At 62.3% G+C, this 16,509-nt stretch carries 16 protein-coding genes; 11 read left to right on the top strand and 5 right to left on the bottom strand.

Annotated elements, in window-relative coordinates; genetic code table 11:
- Positions 1-98: 98 nt before the first annotated feature.
- The 5 genes from clpB to pyrE all read left to right on the top strand — a co-directional run bounded on the left by clpB (position 99) and on the right by pyrE (position 6,101).
- Entirely contained in the window at positions 99-2,645 is a 2,547-nt protein-coding gene (clpB, locus tag QM797_RS15725) for an ATP-dependent chaperone ClpB (protein WP_283276577.1), read from the top strand.
- A 150-nt stretch (positions 2,646-2,795) separates the two neighbouring features.
- The gene (locus QM797_RS15720) at positions 2,796-3,737 is read left to right on the top strand and encodes a DUF5666 domain-containing protein (RefSeq protein WP_283276576.1); all 942 of its coding nucleotides are present in this window, start codon (positions 2,796-2,798) and stop codon (positions 3,735-3,737) included.
- Between the two features lie 93 nt (positions 3,738-3,830).
- Positions 3,831-4,811 carry a TtfA family protein gene (locus QM797_RS15715; RefSeq protein WP_502942350.1) on the top strand — a complete coding sequence of 327 codons (981 nt, stop codon included), beginning with the start codon at positions 3,831-3,833 and terminating at the stop codon, positions 4,809-4,811.
- A gap of 57 nt (positions 4,812-4,868) precedes the next feature.
- On the top strand, positions 4,869-5,447 hold the full coding sequence (locus tag QM797_RS15710; protein ID WP_283276574.1) for a LemA family protein: 579 nt from the start codon (positions 4,869-4,871) through the stop codon (positions 5,445-5,447).
- 105 nt (positions 5,448-5,552) lie between these two features.
- Positions 5,553-6,101 carry an orotate phosphoribosyltransferase gene (gene pyrE, locus QM797_RS15705; RefSeq protein WP_283276573.1) on the top strand — a complete coding sequence of 183 codons (549 nt, stop codon included), beginning with the start codon at positions 5,553-5,555 and terminating at the stop codon, positions 6,099-6,101.
- 56 nt (positions 6,102-6,157) lie between these two features.
- Here pyrE and QM797_RS15700 read toward each other — a convergent pair whose 3' ends face one another.
- Genes QM797_RS15700 through QM797_RS15690 form a run of 3 tightly spaced genes read right to left on the bottom strand, consistent with a single transcriptional unit; the run spans position 6,158 to position 9,004 of the window.
- Complete coding sequence (locus QM797_RS15700; RefSeq protein WP_283276572.1) at positions 6,158-6,463, bottom strand: EthD family reductase; 306 nt, start codon at positions 6,461-6,463, stop codon at positions 6,158-6,160.
- A gap of 11 nt (positions 6,464-6,474) precedes the next feature.
- Entirely contained in the window at positions 6,475-8,067 is a 1,593-nt protein-coding gene (locus tag QM797_RS15695; protein ID WP_283276571.1) for a flavin-containing monooxygenase, read from the bottom strand.
- Between the two features lie 10 nt (positions 8,068-8,077).
- Positions 8,078-9,004, bottom strand: coding sequence for an alpha/beta hydrolase (locus QM797_RS15690; RefSeq protein WP_283276570.1), 927 nt, complete (start codon positions 9,002-9,004; stop codon positions 8,078-8,080).
- Positions 9,005-9,231: 227 nt separating this feature from the next.
- Here QM797_RS15690 and QM797_RS15685 point away from each other — a divergent pair, with 227 nt between their 5' ends.
- From QM797_RS15685 to QM797_RS15660, 6 genes are read left to right on the top strand one after another with little or no spacing between them, the layout of a single operon-like run.
- On the top strand, positions 9,232-10,395 hold the full coding sequence (locus QM797_RS15685) for an ABC transporter substrate-binding protein (protein WP_283276569.1): 1,164 nt from the start codon (positions 9,232-9,234) through the stop codon (positions 10,393-10,395).
- Between the two features lie 40 nt (positions 10,396-10,435).
- Positions 10,436-11,326: a branched-chain amino acid ABC transporter permease gene (locus tag QM797_RS15680; protein WP_283276568.1), complete on the top strand. Its 891-nt coding sequence runs from the start codon at positions 10,436-10,438 to the stop codon at positions 11,324-11,326.
- Positions 11,323-12,255: a branched-chain amino acid ABC transporter permease gene (locus QM797_RS15675; RefSeq protein WP_283276567.1), complete on the top strand. Its 933-nt coding sequence runs from the start codon at positions 11,323-11,325 to the stop codon at positions 12,253-12,255. The genes QM797_RS15680 and QM797_RS15675 overlap by 4 nt, the downstream gene beginning before the upstream one ends.
- On the top strand, positions 12,252-13,079 hold the full coding sequence (locus tag QM797_RS15670) for an ABC transporter ATP-binding protein (protein WP_283276566.1): 828 nt from the start codon (positions 12,252-12,254) through the stop codon (positions 13,077-13,079). Before QM797_RS15675 ends, QM797_RS15670 begins: the two co-directional genes overlap by 4 nt.
- Positions 13,063-13,779 carry an ABC transporter ATP-binding protein gene (locus QM797_RS15665; protein ID WP_283276565.1) on the top strand — a complete coding sequence of 239 codons (717 nt, stop codon included), beginning with the start codon at positions 13,063-13,065 and terminating at the stop codon, positions 13,777-13,779. Before QM797_RS15670 ends, QM797_RS15665 begins: the two co-directional genes overlap by 17 nt.
- The gene (locus QM797_RS15660) at positions 13,776-14,606 is read left to right on the top strand and encodes a mycofactocin-coupled SDR family oxidoreductase (protein WP_283276564.1); all 831 of its coding nucleotides are present in this window, start codon (positions 13,776-13,778) and stop codon (positions 14,604-14,606) included. The genes QM797_RS15665 and QM797_RS15660 overlap by 4 nt, the downstream gene beginning before the upstream one ends.
- A 24-nt stretch (positions 14,607-14,630) precedes the next feature.
- Here QM797_RS15660 and QM797_RS15655 read toward each other — a convergent pair whose 3' ends face one another.
- Entirely contained in the window at positions 14,631-15,899 is a 1,269-nt protein-coding gene (locus QM797_RS15655) for a cytochrome P450 (protein ID WP_283276563.1), read from the bottom strand.
- A gap of 221 nt (positions 15,900-16,120) precedes the next feature.
- Positions 16,121-16,492 carry a TRAP transporter small permease gene (locus QM797_RS15650; RefSeq protein WP_283276728.1) on the bottom strand — a complete coding sequence of 124 codons (372 nt, stop codon included), beginning with the start codon at positions 16,490-16,492 and terminating at the stop codon, positions 16,121-16,123.
- Between the last annotated feature and the right edge of the window lie 17 nt (positions 16,493-16,509).

Below are 16,509 nucleotides of genomic sequence, written 5' to 3'. Positions count from 1 at the left end.
GGGCGCACAAGAAGTTCAAGGTTGAGCGGAACAGACTCAACTTGTCTATGGTTGTACCCAGCGACACGCAAGAACCGATCCGAGAAAGAAGGTGACCGGTGGACAGTTTCACTCCCACCACGAAGTCGCAGGCAGCCCTTTCGTCTGCTCTGCAGGCCGCATCCGCGGCCGGCAACCCGGATATCCGTCCGGCACATTTGTTGGTGGCGTTGCTCGATCAGACCGACGGCATCGCCACTCCACTGCTGAAGGCCGTCGGCGTCGACCCTGCAACTGTGCGTCGAGAAGCGCAGAACCTCGTCGATCGCCTGCCCTCGGCATCCGGCTCGACCACCACTCCGCAACTCGGCCGTGAAACTCTCGCCGCGATCACCGCAGCGCAGCATCTGGCCACCGAACTCGACGACGAGTACGTTTCGACCGAGCATCTGATGGTCGGGCTCGCGACCGGTGACTCGGACGTCGCCAAGCTCCTCTCCGGCCACGGAGCCGGAGCCAAAGAGTTGCGCGACGCATTCCAAGCCGTCCGGGGCAGCGCTCGGGTGACCAGCGCGGATCCGGAGAACACCTATCAGGCGCTGGAGAAGTACAGCACCGACCTGACCGCGCTGGCCCGAGAAGGCAAGCTCGATCCGGTCATCGGCCGCGACACCGAGATCAGGCGCGTCGTGCAAGTTCTGTCGCGGCGAACCAAGAACAACCCGGTGCTCATCGGCGAACCCGGCGTCGGCAAGACGGCCATCGTCGAAGGACTCGCGCAGCGCGTCATCGCCGGCGACGTACCCGAAAGTCTGCGTGGCAAGACCGTCGTCTCGCTCGATCTCGGTTCGATGGTCGCGGGCGCGAAGTTCCGCGGTGAGTTCGAGGAGCGCCTCAAAGCCGTGCTCGACGACATCAAGAACTCCGCAGGCCAGGTCATCACGTTCATCGACGAGCTGCACACGATCGTCGGAGCCGGCGCGACCGGCGAATCCGCGATGGACGCGGGCAACATGATCAAGCCGATGCTCGCTCGTGGCGAACTGCGTCTCGTCGGTGCAACGACCCTCGAGGAGTACCGCAAGTACATCGAGAAAGACGCTGCCCTCGAACGTCGATTCCAGCAGGTCTACGTCGGTGAGCCCTCGGTCGAGGACACCGTCGGCATCCTGCGCGGGCTCAAGGAACGCTACGAGGTGCACCACGGTGTCCGGATCACGGACTCTGCCCTGGTCGCCGCGGCAACCCTGAGCGACCGGTACATCACGGCCAGGTTCCTGCCCGACAAGGCGATCGACCTCGTCGACGAGGCTGCGTCGCGTCTGCGCATGGAGATCGACTCGCGCCCCGTCGAGATCGACGAGGTCGAACGCGCCGTGCGACGCCTCGAGATCGAGGAGATGGCACTGGCCAAGGAGACCGACGACGCGTCGAAGGCTCGTCTGGACAAGCTGCGTCAGGAACTTGCCGACCTGCAGGAGAAGCTGGCCGGGCTCAGCACGCGTTGGCAGAACGAGAAGAACGCCATCGACTCGGTACGACTGCTCAAGGAAGAGCTCGAGAATCTGCGTGGCGAATCCGACCGCGCCGAACGCGACGGCGATCTCGGCAGGACTGCCGAGCTGCGCTACGGACGCATCCCCACGCTCGAGAAGGAGCTCGCCGTCAAGACCGAGGCGTCGCCCGCGCAAGGTGACGTGATGCTCAAGGAGGAGGTGGGGCCGGACGACGTCGCCGACGTGGTGGCGGCCTGGACCGGAATCCCGGCAGGCCGGATGCTCGAAGGCGAAACCGCCAAACTGCTCCGCATGGAAGACGAACTCGGCAAGCGAGTCGTCGGACAGAAGGATGCGGTGCAGGCGGTGTCCGATGCCGTCCGTCGAGCGCGCGCAGGCGTGGCCGATCCCAACCGTCCGACGGGGTCGTTCCTGTTCCTCGGTCCCACCGGCGTGGGTAAGACCGAGCTTGCAAAAGCGTTGGCGGAGTTCCTCTTCGACGACGAACGCGCGATGGTGCGGATCGACATGAGCGAGTACAGCGAGAAGCATGCTGTGGCTCGCCTGGTCGGTGCGCCTCCGGGCTACGTGGGTTACGAGGCCGGCGGCCAGCTGACCGAGGCGGTGCGCAGGCGGCCGTACACCGTGGTGCTGTTCGACGAGGTCGAAAAAGCGCACCCCGATGTGTTCGACATCCTGCTCGCCGTATTGGACGAAGGCCGCCTCACCGACGGCCAGGGCCGGACCGTCGACTTCCGCAACACGATCCTGATCCTCACCTCCAACCTCGGTGCCGGCGGTACCAAGGAGCAGGTCATGGACGCGGTGCGTCGCTCGTTCAAGCCCGAGTTCGTCAACCGACTCGACGACGTGGTGGTGTTCGACGCCCTGTCCGAGGACCAGCTCGAGTCGATCGTCGACATCCAGCTCGGCTTCCTCGCCAAGCGTCTGGCCGCTCGACGTCTCACGCTCGAGGTGTCGTCGCCGGCGAAGATGTGGCTCGCGGCCAGAGGCTACGACCCGCTCTACGGCGCTCGGCCGCTGCGTCGACTGATCCAGCAGGCCATCGGCGATCAACTGGCGAAGCTGCTGCTCGCCGGGGATGTCCACGACGGCGACGTGGTGTCGGTCAACGCAAGCCCGGACGGCGACCGCCTCATCCTGGGTTAGTCGCGCTCGAGCCAGCTGACCTCAGCGACCACAATTCGATCACGGGAACGGTTTTCCGATCGCGAATGCGAATTGTGGGCGTTGAGGTCAGCGTCGGTGGGGAAGAATCGTTCACAGCGAACGCATCGACCCGATAGGTACCCTCTTGGAATGACCAATCCGGACGACCCACGGTCACCGCACGAACGCGAGCAGGATGCGGCAGAGCGCAACCAACCCGACGCCGCTCATCCCACCGAGGCGTATCCGACGCAGGCGTACGGAAGTCCGGGGTACCAGAATCCGGGGTACCAGAATCCGGGGTACCAGGACCCGGGGTATCAGGATCCGACCCAGCAGAACCCGGCCCAGCAGCCCCGAGATCCACAGGCGTATCCGCCGGGTTATCAGCCCACGCAGGCGCTACCGCCGTACGATCCCGATCAACAGGCAGCAGCAAATCAGGCCTACGGCCAGACTCAGCAGTACGGCCAACCGCAATACGGCCAGACGCAGCAGTACGGCCAACCGCAATACGGTCAGGCACCGGGTTACGACACTCAGCAGTTCGGCCAACCCCAGCAGTTCGGAGGGCCACCCGCTCAGGAACCCGCCGCTGCCGATTCGGGTGGCAAGGGGCCTCGTCCGTGGGTTCTGGCCTTGATCGGACTCGTCGTCCTCGCCATCGTCGTAATTTTTGGAATTTCCTTCCTGAGCGGTGGATCGGACGAGTCGAGCACCTCGGCTGCTGCGCCGTCGACCTCGACTCGGCAACCCACGTCCAGTGCGCCGACGACGACGCCGCGGCCCACAGAATCAGGTTCGACGACCACGCCGGAGTTGATCCCCGGTGGAATTCCAGAGATCCTCGGTCAGCTCGGTTCGTCAGTGGGAACGATCAGCGCCAACGACGGTTCGAGTCTGACGATCGACGGACTCGATGGTGCGCCGGTCACGGTGCAGACCACGCCGCAGACCCAGATAATCTCGTTGTCCGGTACCGATCTGGCGTCGCTGACCGTCGGCGCTTTTGTCGTGGTGCAGGGAGAGGCCGTCGCGGACGGGACCATTCGCGCGAACGTCATCATCGAGACTCCGAATCTCGGCGGATAGCAACCCGCAGTGTTGTAGGGATCGTTCACAGGACCCGGCGGTGCTGGGCGGTGACGGTGTAATTGTCGATTAAGGTGGTTCGCGATGACGGCAATGTGGTTCGGCCTGGCGGCGATTGCACTGGTTGGTGCAGTGGCCCTGCTCTATATCGACAGGTCCAAGCGAGATCAGTCCGGGCGGCTGCGGCAGATGTGGGCCAAGGCGCAGGGGTACGACTACCGACCGCACGATGAAGAACTGGTCACCCGGTTCTCCCGCGCCGCCCTGTCCAAGCCCGAATTCGACGTCGCTCTCGGCGTCGTGACCGGTGTTCGACGGGGTGAGGAGTTCGTTCTCTTCGACGTCGAGGAAACGGCCACCATCGTGGCCGTGCAGCGCTCGGTCGGTTCCGATGTCGACATTGACCTACGGCCCCGCTCGACGCCACCGCCGCGCGACGAGGACATGGAACTGCTCGGGTCCATCGGTCCGCGCGTGGTGTTCGCCACCGATGTCGATATCGCTCGCCGGGTCTGCGACCAGCGAATGGCTGCTTTCACCGAATCCGTTCCCGAAAATCTTCAGCTGCTGTGGAGCGAGAAGGACTGGACGCTCGGATCGCTGCCACTGGGCAGCTCGGGCCGTGATTGGGATGCTGCAATCGACGCAGTCGCACGACTGTCCGGCATGCTTCACGTGCTTCCCCCCGTGCGCGGTAGCGCGGTTTACGGCGCACGCGCAGGCGAGCCCGGCCGTGATCGAGGCGATCCGGGACGGCCGTTGGTTCAGGAAGCTCGCCCGCAGCAGGCCCGCGGCGCGCAGCCTCCGCAGGCTCAGCCGGGGGTGCTGGAGCCGCGAGCTGCCGAGCCCACCAGGTCTGCGCCGCGGATTCGACCTCCCCAGACATCCCGTCCTCAGGAACCCCGTGATCACGAGCCGCGACCTCCGGAACCGGGTCGCAGGCCGCGTCCACCCAGGCCCGATGCGGCGGGCCCGCAAGCCGTACGTTCAGCGAATCCGTCGCGCCCGTTACCGCGTCCACCGGCGTCGCGTCCGATTCCCTTCGATTCCGAGCGTCGACGCAATCAGCCCTGATTTCTTTCGGGCGTGTTTACGGGCTCGGGAGCGTAGACGCGGCTAAATTCGTACCTCGTGACGGTTTTTGTGGTTGTGGCCATCGTGGTTGTCGTAGTCCTGTTGCTGGTCGGTTACGTCGCGAGCATGGTGCGTCGGCTGGGCCGGTACAGCGAGCAGACCGAGCAGAGCCTGCGGCTGGTCGACGTGGAGCTCGAGCGGCGGCACCAACAGTTGGTGCCGTTCATCGAGGCCGCAGAGGCTTCCGGGCTGTCCGCTGATGCAGTGCGTCAGCTCGGTGGTGCTCGCTCGTGGTCCAAGGCCGTACGCGAGCGCGGCCTGGGACTGACGGCGCAGGCGGCGGCCGAGAATGCGCTGTCCGCCGCATTTCACGCCGTTCTCGCCGAGGCCGACGCGGGTCGGAACGTGTTGGGCAACTGGGCGTTTCAGGGACCAGCCGGGGAGCTTGCCGTGACCGAACGTCGAATTGCCGGGGCAGTGCGGGTGTACAACGACACCGCCTACCGACTATCGCAGGCGATCGGCACCTTCCCGTCGTCCATCGTCGCCAAGTCTCGTTCGGTGACCGCGCCCGAACCGTTCGTCGAGACGAGGGACGTGCTCGACGAGCAGTTGTCGGCCCAGGTCGCTGCGTAGGGGTGCAGCAGCTGGAGTGACGAGCCGCCAGGAACGACCCAGTTTGTTGTGGGTAAGTTCGTAGCGACCTTCGAACATCCCTGGTGCGACGAGAGGAACCCCGACATGGCCGAGAGTGCCGCGAATTCGGACCGGCAGGAACTGGCCGATCTGGTGAAAGAGCTTGCCGTCGTGCATGGGAAGGTCACGCTGTCCTCCGGCAAGGAAGCCGATTACTACGTGGATCTGCGTCGGGCGACGCTGCATCATCGGGCGGGCGCGTTGATCGGCTCGCTGATGCGTGACTTGGTCTCCGATTGGGACTTCGTGTCGGTCGGCGGGCTGACCATGGGTGCAGATCCGGTGGCGATGTCGATCATGCATGCCCAGGGTCGTCCGATCGATGCATTCGTGGTGCGCAAGGCGGCGAAGGCGCACGGCATGCAGCGTCAGATCGAGGGACCGGACATCGTCGGCAAACGTGTTCTGGTGGTGGAAGATACGACGACGACCGGAAATTCGCCACTCACTGCCGTCACAGCTCTGCGGGACGCAGGCGCGACGGTCGTCGGGGTGGCCACGGTGGTGGATCGGGCGACCGGGGCGGACGAGGTCATTGCTGCCGAGGGGCTCGAATATCGTTCGCTCCTTGGATTGGCAGACCTCGGCCTGTAGGACGTAGTGCGGTCAAGTGCCCCAGGCAGCACTTGACCACTGCGTCGGAGCCGCAGTCAGGCGACCTCGACCTCGTGCATGTCCATGACGAATCCTGCGCCTGCGAAGTTGGCCATGTCTTCACCGCCGGCCTTACCCTCGGGTGATCCGAGAGCTGCGATGGCCTCATCCTTCGACGGAAAATTCAAATTTCCTACGACGAAGTGGGCGGGCGTGGAACCGTCGAGGGTTTCGGAGACACCCCACTCGAACGAACTGATCCCTGGCATCGTCGCAGTCAACGGTGCGTGAACGCTCCGATAATGTGCGAGGAAGGCGTCGGGGTTCTCGGGGTGGTTGTACGCGATGGTGATGCGAAACATGGGTCGAACTCCTAGGTCGAGGTGATGAAGCCGGTGTAATTGTCGGCGGCGACGCTATCGCAGGTCTCGCGGAAGACGTTCAGTCCGCCGACGTACGACATGATCACGCGAGGCTTTCCGGGAATGTTGGCGCCGGTGTACCAGGAGTTGCCCTCCGGGTAGAGGGTCATGTCTGCCAGCTCGACCGCGCGGGCCGTCCATTCCTTCGCAGCCGTCTCGTCGGCCTCGAAAGTCTTGGCACCGACTGATTCCAGGTGTGCGACGGCGTCCGCAGTCCACTCGACGTGCTGTTCGATAGCGCAGACCATGTTGGTCAGTACGTTCGGGCTCCCTGGTCCGGTGATGGTGAACAGGTTCGGGAACTCGTCGACGGCGATCCCTAGGTAGGTGACCGGTCCATCGGCCCACTTGTCCTGCAACGTCTTTCCGTTGCGACCGCGGATGTCGATGTTCATCAGCGGTCCAGTGATTGCGTCGAACCCGGTGGCGAACACGACGACGTCGAGTGGATACTCTGCACCGGCTGTTTTCAGTCCGGCCGGCGTGAGTCCCTCGATCGGTGCGTTCTTCACGCTGACGAGAGAGACGTTGTCGCGGTTGTAAGTTTGAAAGTAATTGGTGTCCAGTGTGATTCGCTTGGCCCCCAGGGGGTGCTCCCGTGGGGAGAGGGTCTCGGCCACCTCGGGGTCGTCGACGACGTCGCGGATCTTCCCGCGGAAGAACTCGGCGATGGTGTCGTTGGCCGCACGATTGCTGAGCAGGTCGGGATAGGCCGCGATGAGATCGATAGCGCGATGGCGATCCCACCGCTCCTCGAATACCGCCGCGCGCTCCTCTTCCGAATGATCGAACGTGTTGACTTCGAGAGTGTCGACGGGTTGGCCACCGCCGGATGCCTTGGACGCAACCTTGTAGTCCTCGATGAGCTCTTTGAACATGCGCTTCTCGTCCTCGGTCAAAAGCCGATTGCCGCAGTCGAGACTGAACGCAGGTGATCTCTGGAACACCGTGAGGTGTGCTGCCTGCTCGGCGATCTTCGGAATCACCTGCACGCCCGAGGATCCCGTACCGATGACGCCGACGCGCTTACCGGTGAAGTCGACGCCGTCTCGTGGCCAGGCGGCGGTGTGAAGTGTTGTGCCTTCGAACGCGTCGAGGCCGGCGAAGTCCGGGGTGGACGACGTCGACAGACATCCCGCAGCAGTGATCAAGTATTTTGCGCTCACGTACTCGCCCGAGTCGGTGCCCACCGTCCACAGCGAGGTGTCCTCGTCCCACACCGCGGATTCGACGCGCACGTTGAACTGAAAATGCTTCTTGACATCAAGTTTCTCGGCGACGAAGTCGATGTAGCGCAGGATTTCGGGCTGCGCAGGATAGCGTTCGGTCCATTCCCACTCGTCGATGAGATCCTGCGAGAACGTGAACGCGTACTCCGTGCTGATGACGTCGCATCGCGCACCTGGGTAGGTGTTCCAGAACCATGTTCCGCCTACGGTTTCGGCGGCTTCGAAGCCGCGTACCGACAATCCGAGCTGCTCGAGCTTGTGTGTCATGTAAATACCGGAAAAACCGGCACCCACCACAATTGCATCCGTTGTCATGATGTTCCTTTCACGCGCTCACTGTGTCGAGGTGGGCACGAACTGCGTCGCCCACGTAGGAGATACCGTCTTGGGCACCGGGGAGAATGTTGACGAATTGGAAGAAGCCGTGCATTTGGCCGTCGAAGACTCTGAGACTGACAGGAATGCCTGCAGCACTTAGCTTGTCGGCGTACTTCTGACCTTCGTCGCGCAGCACGTCGTGCTCGGCGAGGAGGATTACGGCCGGTGCAACATCGGTCACGTCGCCGCGAAGCGGGGACACGTCCCAGTTGGTCCGCGCCTCGGCCTCGGGTGTGTAGAGGTCCCAGAACCACATCATCGCGGTGCGATCGAGCATCAGCTGGTTGGAAGCGTCCGCATACGACGCGCTGTCGAAATCGTGGTCTGTGACTGGATAGACCAAGACCTGGAGAGCTACCTTCGGCCCGTTCTCGCGCACCGAACGCTGGGCGACGACTGCGGCCAGGTTGCCTCCCGAGCTGTCTCCTCCGACCATCAACGGTAGTCCGGCGTCGAACCGGGATGCGCTCCACTGCAGTACGTCCCACGCATCGTCAGCTGCAGCCGGATAGACGTGTTCTGGCGCGAGTCGGTAGTCGGGCAGGACGACGACACAGTCGGTCTCGACGGCGATCTTTCGGGCGAGCGTGTCGAACTGATCGGGGTTTCCGACGACCCAGCCACCGCCGTGGAAGTACACGAGCACACCGCGGGGTTCGGAGGAGGGGGTAAGCACCCGGACGTCGATGTCGTGGCCGTCCGCGCCGGCGACCGTCACGTTTTCCACGTTGTCCATGTCGGGACCGGGGCCGTAGAGGCCGATGAAACTGTCGTTCATCAGACGGGCCTCGGTGGGCGTCATTTCGTGCAGTGCTTTGCCGCCCCCCTCAGCGGCTTGCGCGAGAAAGGCGGCGGTGGCGTCGTCGAGTGCCAAGACGTGACTCCTTCGATGGTGATCGCGAGACGCGAGGTGGGTGGGCAAGGGCATCGTGATGCAGCTCACCTTAATCAATGATAATGATTCGCCGCAACCCTTTGGTCCGCCCAGTCGCTATGCAGCAATTCCGTCAGTCGGTGTGATCTGGACAACTGAATGAATTGGACTTACTGTGACAGCGATCACGAGTTCATGCGCATCATTGCCATGAAATAGGAGGAACGATGAAATTCACCACTGGTCCCGGCAGGCTGATCCTGGTGGGGTTGACCGGAACCATGCTGTCGGTAGCGGCATGCAGTGGGTCCGGACCATCCGGTGCAACGGCCTCGGGGGAGATGCCGTCCGAGATAACCCTCCTGTCGACGACCGACAAGACCGGCGCTCTCACCTATGTGGGCGGGTCGCAGCTCGAGGGGATCGAGCTGGCAGTCGAAGAGATAAATCAACAGAAGTTCCTCGGGGATTCCATCGTCAAGCTCGACAGTCGAGACACCGCAGGCGACGCGCAGACCGCGGCGAGCCAGGTTACCGAGGGCATTGCGAACCCCAACGTCGCAGCAATTCTCGGAACCGTGTCGGGCGCGCAGTCCGTCGCAGTGGCACCGATCGCGGAGTCCTCCAAAACACCGATCGTCTTCACCCAGTCCGGCAGCGACGGCGTCGTCATCGGCGATTACACGTTCCGTTCGACAGCCCCACAGGAAACTTATTTCCCGAAGGCCATCGACCATCTGAAAGAGCTGGGCGCCAAGCGAATCAGCGTGCTGTACAACGCAGGTCAGCCGACTCTTGCCGAAATAGCGGAGAATCAGCTGCCCGCGATGCAGGAGAGCGAGGACCTCGAAATTCTGTCGAGCACGAGCGTGCAGTCGACGACGCAGGACTTCGCGTCCACCATCACCAAGATCGTCGGTGAGAAGCCGGATGCTGTGGTGTTCCTCTTGGTCGGCGCGCAGAATTCGACGGCGATGTCGCAGCTTCGACAGGCCGGCTTCGACGGCCCGGCCGTCGGAAACCCCGCCGCGGGTGCCGGCAACCTCGCGCCTGCCGGACCTGCCGGGGCCGGAATGTTCTGGGCCACTGACTTCAACTACCTGCAGACTGCGCCATCCTCGGTCACGTTCGTCGAGGCGTACAACGCCAAATACGGCAAGAACCCACTCAACTATGCGGCGGAAGGCTACGACGCAGCGTGGATGATCGCCCGCGCAATCAAGGAATCCGGGGGAGCGTCTCGTGAGGACATCAAGAACGGCCTCGACGCCGTAGCCGCCGCCGGCTTCGATGGTGCAGTCGGCCCAGTGACGTTCGAGGGCAACGACCAGCGGGTCGCTGGGGTAGTCGTCGAATGGGACGGGACCTCGGAAGGGCTGCTGGCGGAATGAGATACATGGACCACTCACGAGATGAGGTGATCTGAGAGTCATGGGGCAGACACTCGTCGACGCGGCGATTCTCGGATCGATCTACGTACTCTTCTGTCTCGGCATGTCCCTGGTGTGGGGTACCGTCGGGATCCTCAACTTCGCCCACGGTGCGATCTTCATGTTCGCTGGGTTCGTCGGCTATCTAGTGGTAAAAGACCAGCAACTCCCGATGATCGGCGTTATCGCAGTGTCGGTGATCGTGGGCGCACTCTTGTCCATCGCGATCGAAGTGCTTGCCTTCCAACCGATTCTGAGAAGAGCGAAGACTCACCGGATAGCAGAGCTGCAAATTCTGATCGGCGGCATCGGCGTGGCTGCCATTCCGCTTGCGATCGCCCAGTACGTCACCAAGAGTGAGCCGTTCGGCTTCTCGAACAGCTCCTACGCCGTTCGGGTCTTCTCGTTCTTGGGCTTGCGGATATCGAACACCGGATTGGTGATCGTCCTGTCCGCTGTCGTTCTCACCGTCGGAATGGCGATCTGGCTGCGGAAGTCGATGGCGGGCTTGGCTTTGCGGGCCATCGGTGTCGATTCCGAAACCGCAGCTCTGATGGGAGTCGATCGACGCAAACTGTCATTCGCGACCATGGCGTTCGCCGGCGGTCTTGCCGGTCTGGCCGGAGCGCTTCTCACCTTCAATCTCGGAGCGATCACACCGGAAAGCGGTGAAACACTGCTGATCAAGGCTTTCGCGGTGATCATCCTCGGTGGCGTCGGCAGTACCGCAGGTGTCGCGGCCGGCGCATACATCCTCGCGCTGTCCGAGACGTTGGTGCTGCGATTCACCGGTGGGGGATGGGTCGATGCAGTCTGCTTCGGCATGATCTTCCTGGTGCTGCTGCTGCGTCCGCAGGGTCTCTTCGGTCGTCAGGAGGTGCGGCGCGTATGAGTACCTTCTACTACTCTCATATCGTCCTGTTCCAAAGCACCTTCACTGTGCTTTTGCTAGCCCTCAGCATCCAGGTGCAGCTCAGGATGGGTGTCTTCTCGTTCGCGGGTGCAGGCTTCTACGGTCTCGGGTCCTACGGGGCCGCAATCTTCGTCATTCGATACGGTTTCTCGTCGTTCGCGGCGATCGCGGCGATCATGATCGTGTGCGGTGTGATCGGCTTTCTACTTGCACTGCTGGTGCAGCGGCTCAACGGTCTCTATCTCGCGATGGCGACGGTGTCTTTCGACCTGATCATCACGGTCGTCGCGCACAACGGCGGCGCTTTCACCGGTGCCTCCGTCGGACTGTTCGGAGCACTGGCTTACCCGCAGTTGACGATCGGCCATATCATCGCAATCACGGTACTGGTGGTGGCGCTGCTGGCACTCAGTGAGCGAGGCAGGCTGGGTCGTCGTATCGATGCGGTTCGTGAGGACCCGGAACTGGCGTCGTCGATGGGTGTGAATGTTTCTCGCTACCGCATCTCGTCCTTCGTGATCAGCGGATTCATCGGTGCGCTCGGCGGCGCTATCAATGTGTTGCTGCGGACGACGGTGGCACCCGAGAGCATCGGTTTCCCGCTGGTCGTGCTCGGGCTGACCATCATCATCGTCGGCGGCGGAAGATCGTGGCTGGGTATCGTCATCGGAGCCGTCATCTTCACCTGGCTTCCGTACTACCTGGAAATCGTCGGGCAGTATCAGGCGATCGTCTACGGCATCATTGTCGCCATCGCCGCCGTGTACGTCCCAGGTGGAATCTATGGAACGGTCCTCGATCTCGTTCGTAAATCCAAGGCCAGGCGGCTTGCGGGAGATGCACGCGTGAAAGCGCCCGATGATGCCGTCGAGAAGCTGGATCTGGCCAAGGCAGGAGACAAGCCATGACGACCGACTCGAGATCGCGTGAGGCGACGCTGAACGAATCGACAACCGACGTGGTCCTCGGGATCGACGACGTTGCCGTGCATTACGGCGGTATAAAGGCGGTCGACGGTATTTCGTTCGACATCACTCGCGGCAAGATCTTCGGCATCCTCGGTCCCAACGGATCCGGCAAGAGCACTCTGCTCGCAGCAGTGACGAGATTGACCCCGCTCACGCGTGGCACCCTCACATTCGAGGGTGAGCCGTTTGCCAAGGTGTCAGCGCAGAAGGTCGCCAAACTCGGCATCGCGCGTACGTTCCAAACGGTCCGGCTGCTCCCCGATCTGACGGTGCGGGAGAACGTCGCGCTCGGTGCCGACCTCGGGGCTGAACAGGGCGGGATGCGCGAACTGCTACTGGGGCGCAAGGCGTTGCTGAACAGGTCGAGGGCCGCGGTCGCGGAGGCGCTCGAGCGCACCGGGCTCACCGGGCTGGAGGACATCCGGCCGGGAGAGTTGTCCTACGGGCTGCAGCGCCGGGTGGAGATCGCACGTGCAATTGCGATGTCTCCCAGACTTCTTCTGCTCGACGAGCCAACCGCGGGTATGAACAAGTCCGAACGCGAGGATGTCTCCTCGCTTCTGAAGAAGTTGCGTGAAGAGGGTTTGACGCAGCTCCTCGTGGAACACGACGTGCAGATGATGGTCGATACGTGTGACACGTTGATAGCCATGAACTTCGGCGTTCTGATTGCCCAGGGAAAGCCTCAGGACGTGGTTCGCGAACCCAGTGTGCAGGAAGCTTATCTCGGAAAGCGAGGAGCCCAGGATGCTCGAAGTCAGTGATCTCCACGTTCGATACGGCAAGGTCAGTGCGGTCACGAACATCGGACTGACGGTCCAACCCGGCCGAATAACGCTGGTACTCGGCGCGAACGGTGCCGGCAAGAGTACGACGCTGCGAACCATTGCAGGCTTGGTGCAACCCACAGCGGGCACGATCGTGCTCGACGGTGAGTCGCTCGTCGGTCTCAAGGCCCACCGCGTCGTCAAGCACGGTATTTCGCTGGTTCCCGAGGGCCGCCAGGTCTTCGGATCGCTCAGCGTGGCCGAGAACCTGCGAATCGGGGGATACACCTCGACGAGCGAGAAGCGCTCCCAGAACACCGAACTCGCCTACGAGCTGTTCCCGATTCTGCGTGAACGCAAGGACGGTCCGGCGGGACTGCTCAGTGGTGGCGAGCAACAGATGCTCGCCTTCGGCCGAGGCCTGATATCCGACCCGAAATACATCATGATGGACGAGCCGTCGATGGGTCTCGCGCCTGCCATCGTCGATACCGTCATGGGCAGCGTCCGCGAGATCGCGGACCGGGGGTTGGGTGTGCTGATGGTGGAGCAGAACGCGGAAGCCGGGTTACGCGTTGCCGACGATGTCGTTGTGGTCAACCGCGGTGAATCGGTCTACTCCGGGAGTGTCGAGGAAGCCAGGTCCCACTCGTCCGTGGTCTTGGCGTTCCTCGGTGAGGCGGCGTTGGAGGCATGAGTCGATTCGAGGGTCGCGTAGTACTCATCACCGGCGCTGCACGGGGTCAAGGACGAAATCACGCGCTTCGATTCGCGGCGGAGGGCGCGGACCTCATTGCGGTTGACGCCTGTGCCGATGTCGACACTGTCGGTTACGATCTGGCAACCGAGGAGGACCTGGCCGAAACGGTCCGCCTCGTCGAGCAGTTGGATCGGCGAATTCTTGCGTCGAAGACGGACGTGCGCAACCTGGAAGCATTGAAGGCCGCCGTCGATGCAGGGGTCGCCCAACTCGGCAGACTCGATATCGTCGTCGCGAATGCGGGTATCGCCGGAAGTGGAACGACTCATAAGTTGTCGGCACAGAACTGGCACAACATGATCGAGACCAATCTGACCGGGGTGTGGAACACGACGACTGCGGCGACTCCGCACATTCTTGCGGGTGGCAAGGGCGGCTCGATGGTGTTGATCAGCTCGGTCGCCGGTATGAAAGGACTGCCGTACAACGCGCACTACACGGCAGCCAAGCATGGTGTGGTGGGACTGATGAAGAGTCTCGCCAATGAGTTGGGGCCGCACAACATCCGAGTGAACACGGTCAATCCGACGAACGTCGACACCCGAATGTTGCTGAACGACGCCATCTACAAGCTGTTCCTGCCCGACGAGGATGCGCCGACTCGCGAACAAGTAGTTCCGCTGCTCCATGACATGCATGTGCTGGACATTCCCTATGTGCAGGTCGACGACGTCAGCAACGCAGTGCTGTTTCTGGCGGGGGACGAGTCCCGTTACGTCACAGGGATTTCGGTTCCAGTTGATGCCGGTGTCTTGATAAAGTAGTGGCCTATCGACAGTGCGGGTCTGTCAGACGAACTTCCCGGTCGGTTGGAACTTCACGCGTAGTTCGGGGATGCCGCGGGAGTACAGGCCTCTCTCGTGTGGCACGAAGCCGTCCTGGTATTCGATCGAGTCCATGGTGTCGAGTACGAGATCGAGCGCGATGGTCATTTCCGTCTTCGCGAGTATCGAACCTACGCAGAAGTGGCGTCCGAGGATGAACTGCACGTGGTTTGCTGCGCCGCTGAATGCACGGTCGACATTGAGGTCGGTTCGGAAGATGTCGAAGTCATCCGGATTCGCGAACTGGTGCTCGTCGCGGTTGGCTGCCGCGAGCATCATGATGCATGTCGCCCCTGCCGGGATCGTCGTGTTTTCGATCTGCACCTCCTCTTCGGTCTGGCGCATGATCATGTGGACCGGTCCGGAGTGCCGAAGAGTCTCGGCGATAACGCGATCGGTGAGGCTGCGATCCTCTCGAAGGGCTCGCATCTGATCGGGATGGTCGATCAGATTGCGAATCATGCTGGCGATTGCCTTGTCGGTCGTCTCGCCTCCAGCGACGAGAAGGAGACTGACGAATGCTTTGATCTCATCGTCGGACATCTGCTCACCGTCGACCTCTGCGCGGCACAGGCGTGAGAGCAGATCGTCGCCGTCGCCGGAGCGGCGTTCGCGAACTATCGGAAGGATGTACTCCTGCAGTTCCTCATGGGTGCGTTCGGCGGCGGCGTTGATCTCGGGGTCCCCGGCCAAGTTGTTGAGGTAGGCCATGATCGAGAAATACCAACTCCGGAATCGCTCGTGATCGCTCTTGGGTAACCCGAGCATGTCGACCATCACGTTGATGGGAAACCGGCTGGTGAACTGGCCGACGAGCTCGGCCTCGCCGTCAGAGGCGACCGCCCCGATCAGGTCCTCGGCAGTGCGCGAGACGATGCTGCCGATCAATTCGGCCGCGTTGTGGGTGATGGCAGGCATGAACTTCTCGAGTCCGTTGCCGCGGAAGAACGGGTTGAGCAGTGAGCGGTGCGTCGAGTGCTCTCGTCCTTCCATCTGGAGAATAGTGCGGCCGTGGATGGGTTCGAGCTGCCATTCGTAGTTGCGACTCGAGAACTTGGCGCTACGGAACGCCTCGGCGCAATCTTCGTACCGACTGATCAGAAAGCTTTTGGTCGCTTCGTGATACAGGGCCGGATGATGCTCTCGCAGAACGCGGTAGAGCGGATACGGGTTCTCGAGGAACTCGGGCGAGAGGATGTCCGGGGCGGTGGCTTGGGAATCTGGGGCGATCACGCTGGCGTCTCCTGAATGTCGAGTCGAGCAGAATCGGTGCAGTCAGGCATCAGTCGTGGCGGTTCGGTTCGCGCGAGATGTCGACCGAGTAAGAGTGACTCAAATCACTGCTAACTATAGTTATCATTCGAATGATGTCAATGGTTTTCGACTCGATGTGAACCGAGACGACAATGCGGCGGTGACCTCAGGTCACTGCCGCGTGTCACGCACTGCGAGAACTACGTTCCCTCGCTCGAACCCTCCGGACGGTGGGGCATCAGAATGCGCTCGAAGACTTCATCGACGAAGGGATCCAGATCGATAGCGTCGTCGTCGTAGAAGCTCGCGAATTGACCGAACGAGTAGATCGCCGTCAAAAGGCACACTACGGCGCAGATCACGCTGGCGGACGAGGCGACGTATCGCTTGGACGCGTCAGGGGATCTGCTGAAGAACATGTCGGCCCGTACGTGCTCACCGCGCTGCATGGCAATGACGAAACCCAACAGGACTATCAGCGGCATGTACCAATACTGGACACGTTCCAGGGTCCCGCCGATCGGCTCACCGAAAACGGTGCGGGAGAGGGCATTCGCGACGGTGTGCACCATCATTGCAAGTAGACCGA

Source organism: Rhodococcus sp. IEGM 1381, from assembly GCF_030056795.1.
In the GTDB taxonomy this organism is placed as follows: domain Bacteria; phylum Actinomycetota; class Actinomycetes; order Mycobacteriales; family Mycobacteriaceae; genus Rhodococcoides.
Note: the sequence above shows the minus strand (reverse complement) of the source record. Positions and strands in the feature narration are given on the sequence as shown.

What these genes read in the sequence shown, in the direction of transcription:
- QM797_RS15720 (WP_283276576.1), top strand. Translation starts at nt 2,796, where the DNA reads ATGACCAATCCGGACGACCCACGGTCACCGCACGAACGCGAGCAGGAT.
- QM797_RS15715 (WP_502942350.1), top strand. Translation starts at nt 3,831, where the DNA reads ATGTGGTTCGGCCTGGCGGCGATTGCACTGGTTGGTGCAGTGGCCCTG.
- pyrE (WP_283276573.1), top strand. Translation starts at nt 5,553, where the DNA reads ATGGCCGAGAGTGCCGCGAATTCGGACCGGCAGGAACTGGCCGATCTG.
- QM797_RS15700 (WP_283276572.1), bottom strand. Translation starts at nt 6,463, where the DNA reads ATGTTTCGCATCACCATCGCGTACAACCACCCCGAGAACCCCGACGCC.
- QM797_RS15695 (WP_283276571.1), bottom strand. Translation starts at nt 8,067, where the DNA reads ATGACAACGGATGCAATTGTGGTGGGTGCCGGTTTTTCCGGTATTTAC.
- QM797_RS15685 (WP_283276569.1), top strand. Translation starts at nt 9,232, where the DNA reads ATGAAATTCACCACTGGTCCCGGCAGGCTGATCCTGGTGGGGTTGACC.
- QM797_RS15680 (WP_283276568.1), top strand. Translation starts at nt 10,436, where the DNA reads ATGGGGCAGACACTCGTCGACGCGGCGATTCTCGGATCGATCTACGTA.
- QM797_RS15675 (WP_283276567.1), top strand. Translation starts at nt 11,323, where the DNA reads ATGAGTACCTTCTACTACTCTCATATCGTCCTGTTCCAAAGCACCTTC.
- QM797_RS15670 (WP_283276566.1), top strand. Translation starts at nt 12,252, where the DNA reads ATGACGACCGACTCGAGATCGCGTGAGGCGACGCTGAACGAATCGACA.
- QM797_RS15665 (WP_283276565.1), top strand. Translation starts at nt 13,063, where the DNA reads ATGCTCGAAGTCAGTGATCTCCACGTTCGATACGGCAAGGTCAGTGCG.
- QM797_RS15660 (WP_283276564.1), top strand. Translation starts at nt 13,776, where the DNA reads ATGAGTCGATTCGAGGGTCGCGTAGTACTCATCACCGGCGCTGCACGG.
- QM797_RS15650 (WP_283276728.1), bottom strand. Translation starts at nt 16,492, where the DNA reads ATGGTGCACACCGTCGCGAATGCCCTCTCCCGCACCGTTTTCGGTGAG.